Below are 12,114 nucleotides of genomic sequence, written 5' to 3'. Positions count from 1 at the left end.
CAGAACGGCGATACCTATTTCCCGGCCATGCTGGCCGACATCCGTTCGGCACGGACAAGCATCGAGCTGGAGAGTTACATCCTGCGCCCCGGCCATATCGCGCAGACCTTCGTGGCGGCGCTGTCGGAGCGTGCGCGCGCCGGCGTGAAGGTGCGCATGGTGGTCGACTGGATGGGTTCGCGCGGCAACGAGGCGGACGCGGCGCGGCTGCGCGCGGCGGGGGTGGAGTTCCGCTTCTTCCGCCCGCTGCGCCTGGGCGACCTGGCCAGCCTCAACAAGCGCACGCACCGCAAGCTGATGGTGGTGGACGACCGCGTCGCCTACACCGGCGGCATGGGCATCGACGATGCCTGGCTGGGCGACGCCCGCAACGGCAAGCAGAAGCGCGACATGATGTTCCGCATCCAGGGGCCGGCGGTGGCGCGCATGCGTGCGGTGTTCGAGGAGCACGGGCTGGCCACCGGCGGCAAGCCGCTGCCGGCGCCGACGCCGGCGGCGAGCGCGCCGGCGGGCGACCTGCCGGTGCAGGTGGTCGCCAGCGCCGACCGCGTGGGCGACTCCACGGCGCAGCGGCTGTTCCTGCTCGCCATTGCCGGCGCACGGCGGTCGATCGACCTGCAGGCGTCCTATTTCGTGCCCGACGAGCCGGCGCGCCGCGCGCTGCTGGCGGCGCTCGCGCGCGGGGTGAAGGTGCGCATCATCGTCGAAGGCGACCACGTGGACGGCCACATGGTCGGCGACGCCTCGCGCACCTACTGGGGATCTTTCCTCGACGCGGGGGCGCAGATCTACCGCTACCGCCCGTCGCTGTTCCACAGCAAGCTGATGATCGTGGACGACTATCTCACCATCGCCGGCTCGGCCAACTTCGACAGCCGCTCGTTCCACCTCAACGACGAGGCGAACATCGTGGTCTACGACGGCCGCTTCGCGCGCCACATGGCCGGCGTGTTCGACCGTGACGTCGCGGTCTCCGACGCGGTTTCGCCGGAGCGCCTGCGCACCCGGCCGTGGTCGCAGCGTTTTACCGACCGCTTCTACGCCAGCTTCGCCTCGCAGCTTTAGGGCCGGCCGCCGCGCGGCGGGCTAGAATCCCGGTTCGTCCGACCTGGCCGCAGCGGCCGGGCCCAGCAGCGGAGGGGACATCGATGGAAGAAGGGATGAAGCGGTGCCCGGCCTGCGCGGAGCTGATCCAGGCCGCCGCGCACAAATGCCGTTACTGCGGCACCGACCTGGACAGCTACGTCGCCGCGCACGAGGCCACGGTGGAGCAGACGCTGTACTCGGGCCATCCGCGGGTGATCTACAGCTTCGGCCAGTACGTACTGGCGGTGTGCACGCTCGGCCTGGCGCTGCTGGTCTACTGGGTGCGCAGCCTGAGCATCACCTTCATCGTCACCACCCAGCGCGTGCAGGTCGAGCGTGGCCTGTTCTCCAAGACCCGCGACAGCCTGGAGCTGTTCCGGGTCGACCACTTCGACGTGCTCAAGCCGCTGGGGATGCGCCTGCTGGGGCTGTGCCAGGTGCACCTGCACTCGTCCGATCCGGGCATGTCGTCGGTGTACCTCTATGGCATCCCGGGCCTGGAGGCAATGGCCGACACGCTGCGCGACTGCTCGCTGCGCGAGCGCACCCGCCGGCGCGTGCTGCCGATGGAGCAGATGTAGGGCCAGGCCGCACCGGTGCGCCTGCGAACTGGAACGCGCCCGGGTTTGCTATAGCGAGGCGGCGATCCGGCCCACTTCGGCAAGCACCGCACTGCGTACGTGTGCGTCGATAGCAGGCGCGACGTAGTACGCGGTCACCAGTAGCGGCGGCCGGCCTGGCGGGAACAGGATCGCGACGTCGTTGCTTTCGCCCTGGCTGCCGCTGCCGGTCTTGTCGCCCGCGCTCCAGCCGGCCGGCAGGCCGGCGCGCAGCCGGTCGGTGCCGGTCAGGCAGCCGCGCATCCAGGCCAGCAGCCGTTGGCGCGAATCACCTGACAGGACATCGTCCAGCAGGATGCGGTGCAGCGTAGCGAGTGCCGCGGCGGGCGTGGTGGTGTCGCGCAGGTCGCCGGGCCGACCGAGGTTGAGCTCCGGCTCGGTACGGTCCAGCCGGGTCTCCGCGTCGCCCAGGCCGCGCACGAAGGCGGTCACCGCCTTTGGACCGCCGAGGCTGGACAGCAGCAGGTTGGCCGCGGCGTTGTCGCTGACGGTGATCGCCGCCGCGCACAGCTCGTCCACGCGCATGCCGGGTTCCCCGGTGCGCAGGCGGGTGACCGGCGAGTGGCTGAGCAGCACCTCGCGGCCGAATACCACGCGCCGTTCCGGCCGCTCCTGGCCGCGATCGATGCGCGCCAGCACGGCGGCCACCGCCAGCACCTTGAAGGTGCTGCACATGAGGAAGCGCTCGCCGCCGCGATGAGCCACCCGGTGCCCGCTGCCGGTGTCCAGGATGGCTACGCCCAGGCGCCCGCCATGGCGATGCTCCAGTGCGGCGATGCGCGCGGCCGGGTCGGCCCGCGCCGCGCCGCGTCCGGCGGCGTGCACCAGCGTGGCGGGTAGCAGGGCGCCGAGCAGGCTGCCCTTGACGAAGTCGCGGCGTTTCATGGCGGTGGTCCCTGGCTGCGAGGCGATGGCTGCCGATGGTGCCCATTGCATCGGCCGATTCGCGGCCGTGCCGCGGGCGCGGCCCGGGCAGGGCCGTCATGGGGGGGCGGCGCACACCACCTCGACCGGGCGCAGCACATGTAGTGGGCTGCGTAGGCCGTCACACTCCGCTGCGCTTCCCTCCCGCGATTTTCATCTCCGCGTGATGTCGCCCGGGCCCACCATGGGCTCGTCGAGGCAGAGGAGCATACCCATGGCATACCTCGTCGGAGACATCGTGGTGGTGGGGTCCTGGGTGGTCCCCGCCGAAGGTCGAGGCTTCGTGGGGCAGTTCGCCTTGCTGCAGGCGCAGCCTGGCCTGCCGGTGATCCGCACCGGCACCGTCGATGGGCCCGGGCCGTTCACCGACCTGTTCGAGGCTGCCGAAGCGGGCTGCCAGGCCGGCATCGAGGCGGCCAAGATGCGCCAGGGCGATACCGCGCTCATTCCCATTCCCTACCCGCCGGGTCCGCTGTCGATCTGACCGCCGCCGCTGTCCGCTGTCTGCAGGAGTCGGACATGGCCGCGCCTGCTTGCGTTGGGGGATGCCGGCCGCAAGATCGGTCTACCCGACGCACGAGGAGCCTGCCATGCAGCACATCCACCATGAGCACACGTTCGAGGACAGCGGCAAGCAGTTCGTGGCCATCCTCAATGAGCAGCCCGATGGGCTGCTGAGCGTCACCGTTCGCCTTCCCGACGGCACCATGCGCGTGGTGCCCGGCGAACATTTCAACGACGAGGACCAGGCGATGGCCGCGGCCAGCTCGTTCGCGCACGAGCTGGTGGGATCCTGCTGACCGGCGCGTTTCGGGCAGGGCGACCGCGGGCGATGAACGACCCCATCGAGCTTGAGGATCTGCTGCACCTGGCCCGCGTGGCCGAGGGGCGCGGCGCGGCTTTGCCCGAGCCGGCCGTGGCGCGGCTGATGCGGCAGGGCCTGGTGCGCCGTCCCGAGCACGTCTGCGAGGGCGCACCGGCGCTGGAACTCACGCCCGCGGGGCTGGCACGGGTGCGTTCGAGCGACCAGTAGGAGATGCTGGCCGCACGGAGGAGGTGCGCTTGCGGCCGGGTCCACGGCCGCGGGATCTCAGTGGCGTCCGAGTGCATGCGCGCATGTCGGGGCGAGCCCGACCGTTGCCGCGGCGACGACCGATCGCGCGCGGGAGCTTCACCGCAACCTTCGTAGATTCTTGAGCACCGGCGGCCTGCCACCGCACCCTTGCAGAGCCACGCGCTTGAACGCCGAGCATCTGATCCAGGCCAACGCCAAGACCGAGCGGATCCGCTACGACGGCTTTCGTGCGTTCCTGCTCGGCCGTCCGCCGAGCCGGCGGCTGGCCGACGCCTTCGCCCGACAGATCGTCGCGCGCAGCGAGCAGGCACGTTACGGGTATGCGAAGGACGCCCTCGAACGGACCATTGCGCGGGACTTCTACTACTGGGTGTGCGAGCCCTGAGCGCGCGCAGCGGCGCGTGCCGGCGTGTGCTTTCCGCGATCAGCGCCGGCCGCGCGCCAGTTCCTCGGCGCGACGCTGTTCGGCGCGACGCCGGTCTTGCGCCGCGATCAGCAACTGGCGGCGGGTCGGCGGCGCCACGGGTGCCTCCTCGGCAACCAGGCCCAGGTAGCGTCCAAGCCGGATCGCTTGCTGGCGCCATTTGGGCGCGGGCCACGGGGTGTGGGTGGGGAGCTGTGCGTGGGTGGTCATAAGCACATCCTGGCCTGGACTGGCCCTGGCGGCGCGCGGTTCGCCACCTCGGGCCGACAATGTGCAATGGCCCGTGTTAGCTGCTCGTAATGCGCAGGCTATGAGCGTGGCGAGGAGGCCGCTGGACGCCATCGACGCTGCCCTTACAGCGCCCGCGCGACACTGGCGCCCGGATCAGCAACCGGACACCGGCCATGGGCGAAGAACACGACGAGCACGGGCAACGGCCGACCGGCACGCCGATGGCCCCCGGCGCCGAGCAACGCAAGACCGCCGGCTCCAACACGCAGAGCCAGGGTGGCATCGGGCGCAAGGCGGCACAGGCCGCGCGCGAGGACTTCGATGCGGGCGCCGGCCTGCCCGGCGGGCCGCTGGGCCGGGTCGACCCGCCCCGGATGTCGCTCGACGAGGGCCGTGGCATGCCGTCGGACGGCCGTGCGCATCAGGGTTTCAGCGGCGACGACGGCGCACACCTGGCCACCGGCAGCACCGGTACGCCGGCCTCGCGCCAGCCCGGCGCCGCCGCCGACCTGGGCGCGCAGCAGGACCGGCGCCTCCACGGCAGGCCGCAGGATCCGGCCGAGCGCACCACCGGCGCCGACTCGCCCAACCGCGGCGGCATCGCCGGCTCACCCGGCGGTCCGGCCCGCCTGGCGCCGGCGCGCATGCCTGGCGAGGAGCCGGACGAAGGCGTGGTCCAGGGCGGCCAGAGCGGCAGCGACGCGCAGCAGGATTCGCAGATCTAGAAACCGGCGATGCCGCGCATCGCCGCATCGACGCGGGAGGCTGGCGTATGCGCCGCCTCCACATCCGTGAACCGCGTACATCGCGCACGCGCCCCACCGGAGAGGAGTCAGGCAGGGGCAAGGTTGTGCGCGGACCGCGGTGCTACGGTCAGACGTTCTGGGCCATGGCCGGTGGCAGCCACCCGCCTGGGGCTCGCTAGCGAGGAGAAGGCGCAATGCTCAATTCCACATGCCGGCGGACCGCCGGGCCGCTGATGGTCGCGGCACTCGCCCTGGGTGGCTGCACGCACTACGTCAAGCAGGCCGACTTCGATTCGGCCATCGCCGAACTGCGGGCCAATGACCAGAAGCAACAGCAACAGCTGGACTCGCTGACGCAGGAGATGCAGCAGCGCTTCGCCAAGTACGACGCGCAGATCGCGCAGATGGGCGGTCGCGTGCGGCTGGACACTGCCGCGCACTTCGCCTTCAACGACGCCACCCTGCGCGATCAGGACAAGCCGCTGCTGGATGACTTCGCCAAGGTGATCAGCCAGCACTACCCGGGCGCGGTGGTGACGGTGGAGGGCTTCGCCGACCCGGCCGGTTCGGCCAGCTACAACCGCCGCCTGGGCGAGCGTCGCGCCAAGGCCGTGCGCGATTACCTGGTGCAGGAAGGCCTGTCGGCCGATCGCCTGCGACCGGTGAGCTACGGCGAGGCCGTCAATCGGCAGGTCGAGCGCGGGCAGTCGCACGAGGCGGGCGCGGCCAATAGACGTGTGACGCTGGTGGTGGATTTCGCCGGACAGTCGTCGACCGGCACGGCCGCACCCGGCGCTGGCACGACCGCCGGCTGACCGGTGCAGGCTGGACCGGTGGCGGTTCGTCTGCCCGCGTCCGATGAACGGATGGCTGTGGAGGAGCCTGTTGACCCCCGGGTAAGGGCTTCTTTATGTGCCTGTCGCTAGGGTGGTCACCGTTCGCCAGCTGGGCGGACTTTTCCCACTCAACAGGAGAACGCCATGAGCAATGACAAACGCGGCTTCGGCTCGATGGACGAAGACAAGCAGCGCGCGATCGCCAGCAAGGGCGGCAAGGCCGGCGGCGGCGACCATGCCACGCACGAGCAACACGTGCAGGCGGGCAAGCAGAGCAGCGGCGGCACCCACGAGCAGCACGTCAAGGCGGGCCAGCAGAGCCACAAGAACGATTGATTCCCGCTCTCCCATCACCACGCACAGGGCGGCTCCGGCCGCCCTTTTCATTGTCTGCGGCGGGCGGCATCCGCTTAAGATGGACCGGACGCGGCAGCGCCGCGCGCAGACAGCTGACGAAGGGGAGTCCGATGAAACAGATGAAATTCCTGCCGCGCATGGCAGGCCTGGCGGTGGCCGGCTCGCTGCTCGCCCTGGCGGGCTGCTCGTCGCGCGAGCCGACGGCCGATGCGGGACGGTCCTCGCACGCCGCCGCGATTGCCGACGCGCCGCCCGTGGACGCGTGCGTTCTCATGCCGGTCGCCAACGTCGCGGCGATCCTGCAAGCCAACGATGGCGGCAGCGCGAAAACGCAGTACGCCAGCATCGGCGGCATGTGCTCCTATCGGGACAGCGACACCGACACCAAGCTGTTGATCGACTTCACCCGGCTCAAGTCGGTGGAGGCCGCCGAGGCGGCCATGGCCAACGAGCGGAAGATGTTCCACGAGCGCGGCATCGAGCCTACCCCGGTGACAGGGCTGGGCGATGAAGCCTTCGCGGCAGAGGCCGAAGGCTCCGAGGGGCTGAAGATCCGCGTGGGCGCCTACGAGGGACAGATCAACCTGTCGGTCGGCGAACGCCCGCCCGTGTCATTGCGCCCGGCTGTGCTGGCGCTGGGCAAGCAGGTGCTAGCGCGCCTGCCGTAAGGCTGCATCCGCCCCGGGGGCCGGCCATAATCGGCCGCCCCCCAACCGCTTGGAGCCACGATGAAGTTCCTGATGATGATCTACGTCGACGATACCCTCCTCCAGGCGCTGCCGGAAGGCGAATTCGACACGATGATGCGCGGCTGCCTGGCGCATGCCGACGAGTTGCGCGAAGCCGGTTGCGTGCTCGATTCCCAGCAGCTCGAAGCGCCGGCCGCCGCCCGCTCGGTGCGCGTGCGCGAGCAGCGCAGCTCGGTGTTTGACGGTCCGTTCGCCGAGACCAAGGAGTACCTGGCCGGCTTCAACCTGATCGAGGCCGAGGACCTGGACGACGCCATGCGCATCGCGCAGTCCTTTCCATGGGCCCGCATCGGCGCGATCGAAGTGCGGCCGGTGCGCGACATGGACGCGGTGCGCAGGCGCGTCAACGCCCGGGCCCACGCCTAAAAAAAAGGCCGCGCCTTGCGCGGGCGCGGCCAAGCTCAATCCGACCACTGCCAGATGGATCGGTGCCCGCGGCGGAGGACCGCGACGGCCAGCGCACGATAGGCGCCGGCCGTCTCAGGGATTCGGACGGGCGCTGGCTGGCAGCTGCGCGCGCCCGCGTTCGGCCGGCTCACACCCCCTAGACGGGGGCCGCGCGCACGATGGCTGCCCTCACTGGCCGCAAGGAGTAACCCATGCTGATTACCATCCTGGTCATCCTGGTGATTCTCGCGCTGCTGGGCATGCCGACCTGGGGTTATTCGCGCTCGTGGGGCTATGGCCCTAGCGGCGGCCTGGGCCTGATCATCGTGATCGTCATCGTGCTGTGGCTGCTGGGCGTGTTCCGTTGACGCGAGATGGCCTCACCGGCACGGCGCCGTGAAACAATGGCCGTTTCCCATCCCACGGCGCGCACGGCCATGCTGCAACTGATCGGTTTCGACGGTGACGACACCCTGTGGCACAGCGAGGGCTACTACCAGGCGGCTGGCGCAGAGTTCACCGCCATCCTGGCCCGCTACGTCGACGTCACCGATTGCCGCGTGCAGGAGAGCATGCTGGGCACCGAGCGGCGCAACCTGAAACTGTTCGGCTACGGTGCCAAGGGCATGACGCTGTCGATGGTGGAAACCGCCATCGCGATAACCGAGGCACGGATCGAGGCGCGCGACATCCACCGCATCGTCGAGCTGGGCAAGACCGTGCTCGACCATCCGGTGGAGCTGTTGCCCGGCATCCGCGAGGCGGTCGAGGCGGTGGCTGTCACGCACGCGGTGGTGCTGATCACCAAGGGCGACCTGTTCCACCAGGAGAGGAAGGTCGCGCAGTCGGGCCTGGCCGACCTGTTCCGGCGCATCGAGATCGTCTCGGAGAAAAACGAGGCCACCTACCGGCGCGTGCTAGCCGAATTCGGCCTGGCATCCGGGCAGTTCGCGATGGTAGGCAACTCGCTGCGCTCGGACATCGAACCGGTGCTGGCGATCGGTGGCTGGGGCGTGCACATGCCCTATCACGTGACCTGGGCGCACGAGCTGGAAACCGGACTGAGCGGGCAGGAGCAGCGTCTTGTCACGATCGAAGGGCCGGCCGGTATACCCGACGCGGTCGCGCGGCTGCATGCGCTGACCGCCGCGCCCGTGGCGGCCTGACCGCCGGCGCATCGGCCGTGGCCGCAAGCGCACCGCGCGTGGTGCTGGACACCAACGTGTGCCTGGACCTGTTCGTGTTCGACGACCCGCGCTGCGCAGGCATCCGCGCGGCATTGCGCGAAGGCGCGGTGGAGGCGGTGACCTGCGCCGCCTGCGAGGAGGAATGGCGTGCAGTGCTGGAGTATCCGCAGTTGGCGTTGGATGAGGCCGCGCGACGCCGCGCGGTCGCCGCGTTCGACGCCTCGGTGCGGCGGCTGCCGGCGATGCTTGAAGCGGAGGGCGTGCCGCGCTGCGCGGATCCGGACGACCAGAAATTCCTTGCCCTGGCCGCGGGCGCGGGCGCGCACTGGCTGCTCAGCCGCGATCGCGCGCTGCTGGTGCTGGCCCGGCGCAGCCTGCGCCGGTGCGGGTTCGCCATCGTCGCACCGCAGGCGTGGCCAGCGCCGTTTGGCCATCCGGACGTCCGCGGCTACGGATTGTCGGCGAAGCCGGTGTAGTCTTCGGGGAACACCGGTGCGCCGTCGTCCTCCAGCGCCAGCACCGCCGCCAGCGCATCGGCGGCCGCCTGCTCGGCGCGGGCCTGCTCGCGGAAGCTGCGGTTCTCGCAGATCGCGTAGTACACCGGGAAGCCGCGGCCGTCGCTCGGCGCCACCGCAAGCCACGCGGTGTAGCGCGAGCCCTCGAGGCTGGCGCCGGAGCGGACGAGATAGCGGTCGAAGTGGCGCTCTGCCATGGTCGGCGCTCCAATGCGGGAAGCGAAGTATAGCCAGGCGCTGGCGCCGCATCGCGCGGCGCTCCCACCGAAGCGAGGTGACCCAGGATGCTGACGCCCTATTCCGTGCAGTGCCCATACTGCGGCGAGCCGATCGAGCTGCTGCTCGACGCCTCCGCCGGCGACCAGAGCTACGTTGAGGATTGCCCGGTGTGCTGCCGTCCGATCAACGTGCGGGTGGGCGTGGACGGCGAGGGCGATCCGTGGGCACAGGTGGCTGGCGAGAATGAGGGATGAGGGGGTCGGCGCCTCACCCCAGCTCGATCCCCTGCGCCGCCAGCGCCGCGCGCGTGGCCGGGTCGCTCTGCGGAGTCACCGGCCGCGTGAGTTCCCACAGCATGCGCGCACGCAGCCCGAGCGCCAGCGCATCCTGCACGGTCCACAGCACGCAGACGTCGCGCGCCAGGCCGCATACGTGCACCTGCGCCACGCCGCGCTCGCGCAGCCAGCCGGCCAGGCCGGTAGGCGGGCGCGTGCCGCCGGGGCCGTGGTTCTCGCGGAAGGCGCTGTAGGAATCGACCGCCGGGTCAGTGCCCTTGCGCACGATCAGGTCCAGCACCGTCCAGTCGACCGCCGGATGCAGCGCCGCGCCCGGCGTGCCGGCCACGCAGTGCACCGGCCACAGCGTCTGCGGCTGCCCGTGCAGGGTGATCTCTTCGAACGGCGAGCGGCCGGCATGGTTGGCAGCGAAGGAGACATGGTCGCGCGGATGCCAGTCCTGCGTGGCGACGACGTGGCGGTAGCGCCGCGCGCGCAGCAGCGCATCGATGCCCGTCACGATCGCATCGCCCTCGTGGCAGGCGAGCGGGCCGCCCGGCATGAAGTCGGGCTGCACGTCGACGAGGATCAGCGCGGTGTCGTGGGGCTGGGGGTCCATCGGCGCAGTGTAGTAGCTGCGGACGCAGGCGTTGCCGCACGCAGCGGCGCCCGGTGCGCGGGCATAATGCGCATCCACGCCAACGGATGCTTCCATGCACTACGACCAATCCTGGATGGGCTACGGCTGGGTCGGCGGGCTGCAGGCCGGGTTGATCGCGGCGCTCGCGGGCGCGCTGCTGTTCCTGCTGTTCCGCTGGCGTACGCGCGGCGCCTGGAGCCATGGCGCGCAGATGGCGTGGGCCTACGTGCTGGGCGTGGCGCTGGCCGCCAGCGGCGACCTGTCGGACCTGTTCTATTTCAACTACGCACGCCTGCAGTCGATGCAGCTGCTGCGGGTGAAGCTGGCCGAGGTGCACGACCCCGACGGCCTGGGTACGCGCGTGCTGTGCGAATTGGCCGGGGTGGCGGTCGGCGTGGGCCTGGCCTGGTTCGCCAGCGAATCGGCTGCGCGACGCCGCTAGCGGCCGCTCACCCCGGCTGCGCAACCGGCCTTCCCGGCGCCTGCGCGCCGGCCGGTTCGAGCAGGCGCGCGGCAAGCTGGCGCGCCTGCAGGCGGATCTCGGGCATCGCCGTGGATTCCCAGCGGGCCCCGCGCAGCAGGCTGCCGATGCCGAACAGCCGCGGCCAGGGTTTGCCGTCGTGGCAGAGGTGGCCGTCCAGCGTGGCCTGGCAGCCGAGCCCGAATGGATCGGGCGTGACGTGGCCGTTGGTGACCAGCTGGCGCATCAGCAGATGCGCGGTGCTGCGCACGTCGGTGTCCAGGCCCACGGTCTGGATGGCGAGATCGGCGCTCAGCGGCGTGGAGGTGCCGGCGTGCCGAAGCTCCAGTCGCACGCGTCCGTGCTCCGCCCGCGCACTGGCGAGGCGCCCGCACACGCGCTGCAGCCGTCCCTCCCTTTCGAGCGCCTGCACTTGCCGCCCGACCTGCGGCGGCATGCGGTGGCGCGCGCGCTCCCACGCCCAGCGCGCGTGGCGCAGGAAGCGCGCGCGCTCGGCGGCCGGCAGGATGTCCCACAGGCCCGGCGTGCTGGGGCGCAGGCTGTCGATCACCACCCGCCAGTCGCCGCTGGTGGAGGCCGCCTCGCGCAGCAGCCGCAGCCAGCGGCCGATCTCGGGCGCATCATGCATGGCGTCGACCAGGGCGCCGCCGTCGTCCTCCGGCACGGTGGACACCGGCAGGTGCGCCGCGGGCAAGCGGCCGTGGCGGGAAAGAGCGACGAAGCGCGCGTTCGGCCATTGCGCGGTCAGCTCCAGCAGCACGTCCACCGCGGTCAGCCCGAGCCCGACCAGCGCGACCTCGCGCGGCGCGGGGTCGGGCGTGACGCGGGCCAGCAACGGCCACGGATCGACCAGGTAGCGCCCGTCCGCGATCAGCGTAGCGTCGACGCCGGCGAGCGGACGCGCGGGCAACGCACCGATCGCCAGCACGGCAGCATCCACGCGCGTAGCACGCTCGCCCTGGACGATGGTGACGCCGCCCGATTCGGGCACCAGCGCATCGGCTGCAAATGGCAACACCCGCACGTCGACGCCGCGGTGATGCGCATGGGCGAGCGTGCGCGCCGCTTCCTCTTCCAGGTATTCCCCATACAGCCGGCGCGGCAGGAAGTCGGTGCCGGCGACCGTGGGGTCGGTGCGCTGGGCGAAATCCAGGAATCCGCGCGGGCTGCCCGAGAACATGCCCATCGAGGCGGCACGAACGTTGAGCAGGTGGCGGGGCGATTCGGTGCCGTAGGCGGCGCCGCGCCCCGGCCGCGCGGCGCCGCCGGTGTACCAGTCCAGGTGCAGCGGCGCGCTGGCCCGCCCGACCAGTTCGCTGAGCAGGGCGACGGCGGCCGCGCCGCCGCCGATGATGGCGACCC

Annotated in this window: 21 protein-coding genes; 16 read left to right on the top strand and 5 right to left on the bottom strand. The window is 71.1% G+C overall.

What is annotated here, in order from left to right:
• Together HOQ08_RS03220 and HOQ08_RS03215 are read left to right on the top strand one after the other, a co-directional pair.
• The coding region (locus HOQ08_RS03220; RefSeq protein ID WP_291191534.1) for a phospholipase D-like domain-containing protein at positions 1–1,065 on the top strand (1,065 nt) is incomplete at its 5' end.
• A 95-nt stretch (positions 1,066–1,160) separates the two neighbouring features.
• Complete coding sequence (locus HOQ08_RS03215) at positions 1,161–1,667, top strand: PH domain-containing protein (RefSeq protein ID WP_291191531.1); 507 nt, start codon at positions 1,161–1,163, stop codon at positions 1,665–1,667.
• 48 nt (positions 1,668–1,715) lie between these two features.
• Here HOQ08_RS03215 and bla read toward each other — a convergent pair whose 3' ends face one another.
• The gene (gene bla, locus HOQ08_RS03210; protein ID WP_291191528.1) at positions 1,716–2,591 is read right to left on the bottom strand and encodes a class A beta-lactamase; all 876 of its coding nucleotides are present in this window, start codon (positions 2,589–2,591) and stop codon (positions 1,716–1,718) included.
• Between the two features lie 253 nt (positions 2,592–2,844).
• Here bla and HOQ08_RS03205 point away from each other — a divergent pair, with 253 nt between their 5' ends.
• The 4 genes from HOQ08_RS03205 to HOQ08_RS03190 all read left to right on the top strand — a co-directional run bounded on the left by HOQ08_RS03205 (position 2,845) and on the right by HOQ08_RS03190 (position 4,090).
• Positions 2,845–3,114, top strand: a complete 270-nt coding sequence (locus HOQ08_RS03205) for a hypothetical protein (protein WP_291191526.1) — start codon at positions 2,845–2,847, stop codon at positions 3,112–3,114.
• A 106-nt stretch (positions 3,115–3,220) separates the two neighbouring features.
• Positions 3,221–3,430, top strand: a complete 210-nt coding sequence (locus tag HOQ08_RS03200; protein ID WP_291191523.1) for a hypothetical protein — start codon at positions 3,221–3,223, stop codon at positions 3,428–3,430.
• A 32-nt stretch (positions 3,431–3,462) separates the two neighbouring features.
• Positions 3,463–3,663, top strand: coding sequence for a hypothetical protein (locus HOQ08_RS03195; RefSeq protein WP_291191521.1), 201 nt, complete (start codon positions 3,463–3,465; stop codon positions 3,661–3,663).
• Between the two features lie 205 nt (positions 3,664–3,868).
• Positions 3,869–4,090 (top strand): hypothetical protein, encoded by a 222-nt coding sequence (locus tag HOQ08_RS03190; RefSeq protein ID WP_291191518.1) that lies wholly within the window; start codon positions 3,869–3,871, stop codon positions 4,088–4,090.
• Positions 4,091–4,129: 39 nt separating this feature from the next.
• Here the strand turns inward: HOQ08_RS03190 and HOQ08_RS03185 are convergent, their stop codons facing one another.
• Positions 4,130–4,339 carry a hypothetical protein gene (locus HOQ08_RS03185; protein WP_291191515.1) on the bottom strand — a complete coding sequence of 70 codons (210 nt, stop codon included), beginning with the start codon at positions 4,337–4,339 and terminating at the stop codon, positions 4,130–4,132.
• Positions 4,340–4,533: 194 nt separating this feature from the next.
• Here HOQ08_RS03185 and HOQ08_RS03180 point away from each other — a divergent pair, with 194 nt between their 5' ends.
• The 8 genes from HOQ08_RS03180 to HOQ08_RS03145 all read left to right on the top strand — a co-directional run bounded on the left by HOQ08_RS03180 (position 4,534) and on the right by HOQ08_RS03145 (position 9,098).
• The gene (locus HOQ08_RS03180; RefSeq protein WP_291191512.1) at positions 4,534–5,085 is read left to right on the top strand and encodes a hypothetical protein; all 552 of its coding nucleotides are present in this window, start codon (positions 4,534–4,536) and stop codon (positions 5,083–5,085) included.
• Positions 5,086–5,300: 215 nt separating this feature from the next.
• On the top strand, positions 5,301–5,921 hold the full coding sequence (locus tag HOQ08_RS03175) for an OmpA family protein (RefSeq protein WP_291191509.1): 621 nt from the start codon (positions 5,301–5,303) through the stop codon (positions 5,919–5,921).
• 165 nt (positions 5,922–6,086) lie between these two features.
• Positions 6,087–6,278 (top strand): KGG domain-containing protein, encoded by a 192-nt coding sequence (locus tag HOQ08_RS03170; protein ID WP_291191506.1) that lies wholly within the window; start codon positions 6,087–6,089, stop codon positions 6,276–6,278.
• A 158-nt stretch (positions 6,279–6,436) separates the two neighbouring features.
• Positions 6,437–6,967, top strand: a complete 531-nt coding sequence (locus HOQ08_RS03165; protein WP_291191503.1) for a hypothetical protein — start codon at positions 6,437–6,439, stop codon at positions 6,965–6,967.
• Between the two features lie 60 nt (positions 6,968–7,027).
• A complete protein-coding gene (locus tag HOQ08_RS03160) occupies positions 7,028–7,414 on the top strand; it encodes a YciI family protein (protein ID WP_291191500.1) in 387 nt (128 codons plus the stop codon).
• 236 nt (positions 7,415–7,650) lie between these two features.
• Positions 7,651–7,803: a DUF3309 family protein gene (locus HOQ08_RS03155; RefSeq protein ID WP_343203810.1), complete on the top strand. Its 153-nt coding sequence runs from the start codon at positions 7,651–7,653 to the stop codon at positions 7,801–7,803.
• A 69-nt stretch (positions 7,804–7,872) separates the two neighbouring features.
• Entirely contained in the window at positions 7,873–8,601 is a 729-nt protein-coding gene (locus HOQ08_RS03150) for an HAD family hydrolase (protein ID WP_291191494.1), read from the top strand.
• 17 nt (positions 8,602–8,618) lie between these two features.
• Positions 8,619–9,098: a PIN domain-containing protein gene (locus HOQ08_RS03145; protein WP_291191491.1), complete on the top strand. Its 480-nt coding sequence runs from the start codon at positions 8,619–8,621 to the stop codon at positions 9,096–9,098.
• Here the strand turns inward: HOQ08_RS03145 and HOQ08_RS03140 are convergent.
• The gene (locus HOQ08_RS03140) at positions 9,071–9,334 is read right to left on the bottom strand and encodes a hypothetical protein (protein ID WP_291191487.1); all 264 of its coding nucleotides are present in this window, start codon (positions 9,332–9,334) and stop codon (positions 9,071–9,073) included. The two genes, HOQ08_RS03145 and HOQ08_RS03140, sit on opposite strands and share 28 nt — an antisense overlap.
• Before the next feature lie 87 nt (positions 9,335–9,421).
• On the opposite strand from HOQ08_RS03140, the gene HOQ08_RS03135 reads away from it, so the two are divergent.
• Entirely contained in the window at positions 9,422–9,610 is a 189-nt protein-coding gene (locus HOQ08_RS03135) for a CPXCG motif-containing cysteine-rich protein (protein ID WP_291191484.1), read from the top strand.
• Positions 9,611–9,623: 13 nt separating this feature from the next.
• On the opposite strand, the gene pncA is transcribed toward HOQ08_RS03135, so the two are convergent.
• Positions 9,624–10,250 (bottom strand): bifunctional nicotinamidase/pyrazinamidase, encoded by a 627-nt coding sequence (pncA, locus tag HOQ08_RS03130; protein ID WP_291191537.1) that lies wholly within the window; start codon positions 10,248–10,250, stop codon positions 9,624–9,626.
• 94 nt (positions 10,251–10,344) lie between these two features.
• Here pncA and HOQ08_RS03125 point away from each other — a divergent pair, with 94 nt between their 5' ends.
• Complete coding sequence (locus HOQ08_RS03125; protein ID WP_291191482.1) at positions 10,345–10,713, top strand: hypothetical protein; 369 nt, start codon at positions 10,345–10,347, stop codon at positions 10,711–10,713.
• Between the two features lie 7 nt (positions 10,714–10,720).
• On the opposite strand, the gene HOQ08_RS03120 is transcribed toward HOQ08_RS03125, so the two are convergent.
• A partial coding sequence (locus tag HOQ08_RS03120) for an FAD/NAD(P)-binding protein (protein ID WP_291191478.1) occupies positions 10,721–12,114 on the bottom strand: 1,394 nt, incomplete at its 5' end.

The organism is Frateuria sp. (assembly GCF_013362045.1).
Taxonomy (GTDB): domain Bacteria; phylum Pseudomonadota; class Gammaproteobacteria; order Xanthomonadales; family Rhodanobacteraceae; genus Frateuria_A.
The sequence above is the reverse complement of the archived record's forward strand: the minus strand, read 5'-3'. Positions and strand labels throughout refer to the sequence as shown.

Excerpts from the sequence above, each read along its gene's own strand:
- HOQ08_RS03215 (WP_291191531.1), top strand. The coding sequence starts at position 1,161 with ATGAAGCGGTGCCCGGCCTGCGCGGAGCTGATCCAGGCCGCCGCGCAC.
- bla (WP_291191528.1), bottom strand. The coding sequence starts at position 2,591 with ATGAAACGCCGCGACTTCGTCAAGGGCAGCCTGCTCGGCGCCCTGCTA.
- HOQ08_RS03205 (WP_291191526.1), top strand. The coding sequence starts at position 2,845 with ATGGCATACCTCGTCGGAGACATCGTGGTGGTGGGGTCCTGGGTGGTC.
- HOQ08_RS03200 (WP_291191523.1), top strand. The coding sequence starts at position 3,221 with ATGCAGCACATCCACCATGAGCACACGTTCGAGGACAGCGGCAAGCAG.
- HOQ08_RS03195 (WP_291191521.1), top strand. The coding sequence starts at position 3,463 with ATGAACGACCCCATCGAGCTTGAGGATCTGCTGCACCTGGCCCGCGTG.
- HOQ08_RS03185 (WP_291191515.1), bottom strand. The coding sequence starts at position 4,339 with ATGACCACCCACGCACAGCTCCCCACCCACACCCCGTGGCCCGCGCCC.
- HOQ08_RS03180 (WP_291191512.1), top strand. The coding sequence starts at position 4,534 with ATGGGCGAAGAACACGACGAGCACGGGCAACGGCCGACCGGCACGCCG.
- HOQ08_RS03175 (WP_291191509.1), top strand. The coding sequence starts at position 5,301 with ATGCTCAATTCCACATGCCGGCGGACCGCCGGGCCGCTGATGGTCGCG.
- HOQ08_RS03170 (WP_291191506.1), top strand. The coding sequence starts at position 6,087 with ATGAGCAATGACAAACGCGGCTTCGGCTCGATGGACGAAGACAAGCAG.
- HOQ08_RS03165 (WP_291191503.1), top strand. The coding sequence starts at position 6,437 with ATGGCAGGCCTGGCGGTGGCCGGCTCGCTGCTCGCCCTGGCGGGCTGC.
- HOQ08_RS03160 (WP_291191500.1), top strand. The coding sequence starts at position 7,028 with ATGAAGTTCCTGATGATGATCTACGTCGACGATACCCTCCTCCAGGCG.
- HOQ08_RS03150 (WP_291191494.1), top strand. The coding sequence starts at position 7,873 with ATGCTGCAACTGATCGGTTTCGACGGTGACGACACCCTGTGGCACAGC.
- HOQ08_RS03140 (WP_291191487.1), bottom strand. The coding sequence starts at position 9,334 with ATGGCAGAGCGCCACTTCGACCGCTATCTCGTCCGCTCCGGCGCCAGC.
- HOQ08_RS03135 (WP_291191484.1), top strand. The coding sequence starts at position 9,422 with ATGCTGACGCCCTATTCCGTGCAGTGCCCATACTGCGGCGAGCCGATC.
- pncA (WP_291191537.1), bottom strand. The coding sequence starts at position 10,250 with ATGGACCCCCAGCCCCACGACACCGCGCTGATCCTCGTCGACGTGCAG.
- HOQ08_RS03125 (WP_291191482.1), top strand. The coding sequence starts at position 10,345 with ATGCACTACGACCAATCCTGGATGGGCTACGGCTGGGTCGGCGGGCTG.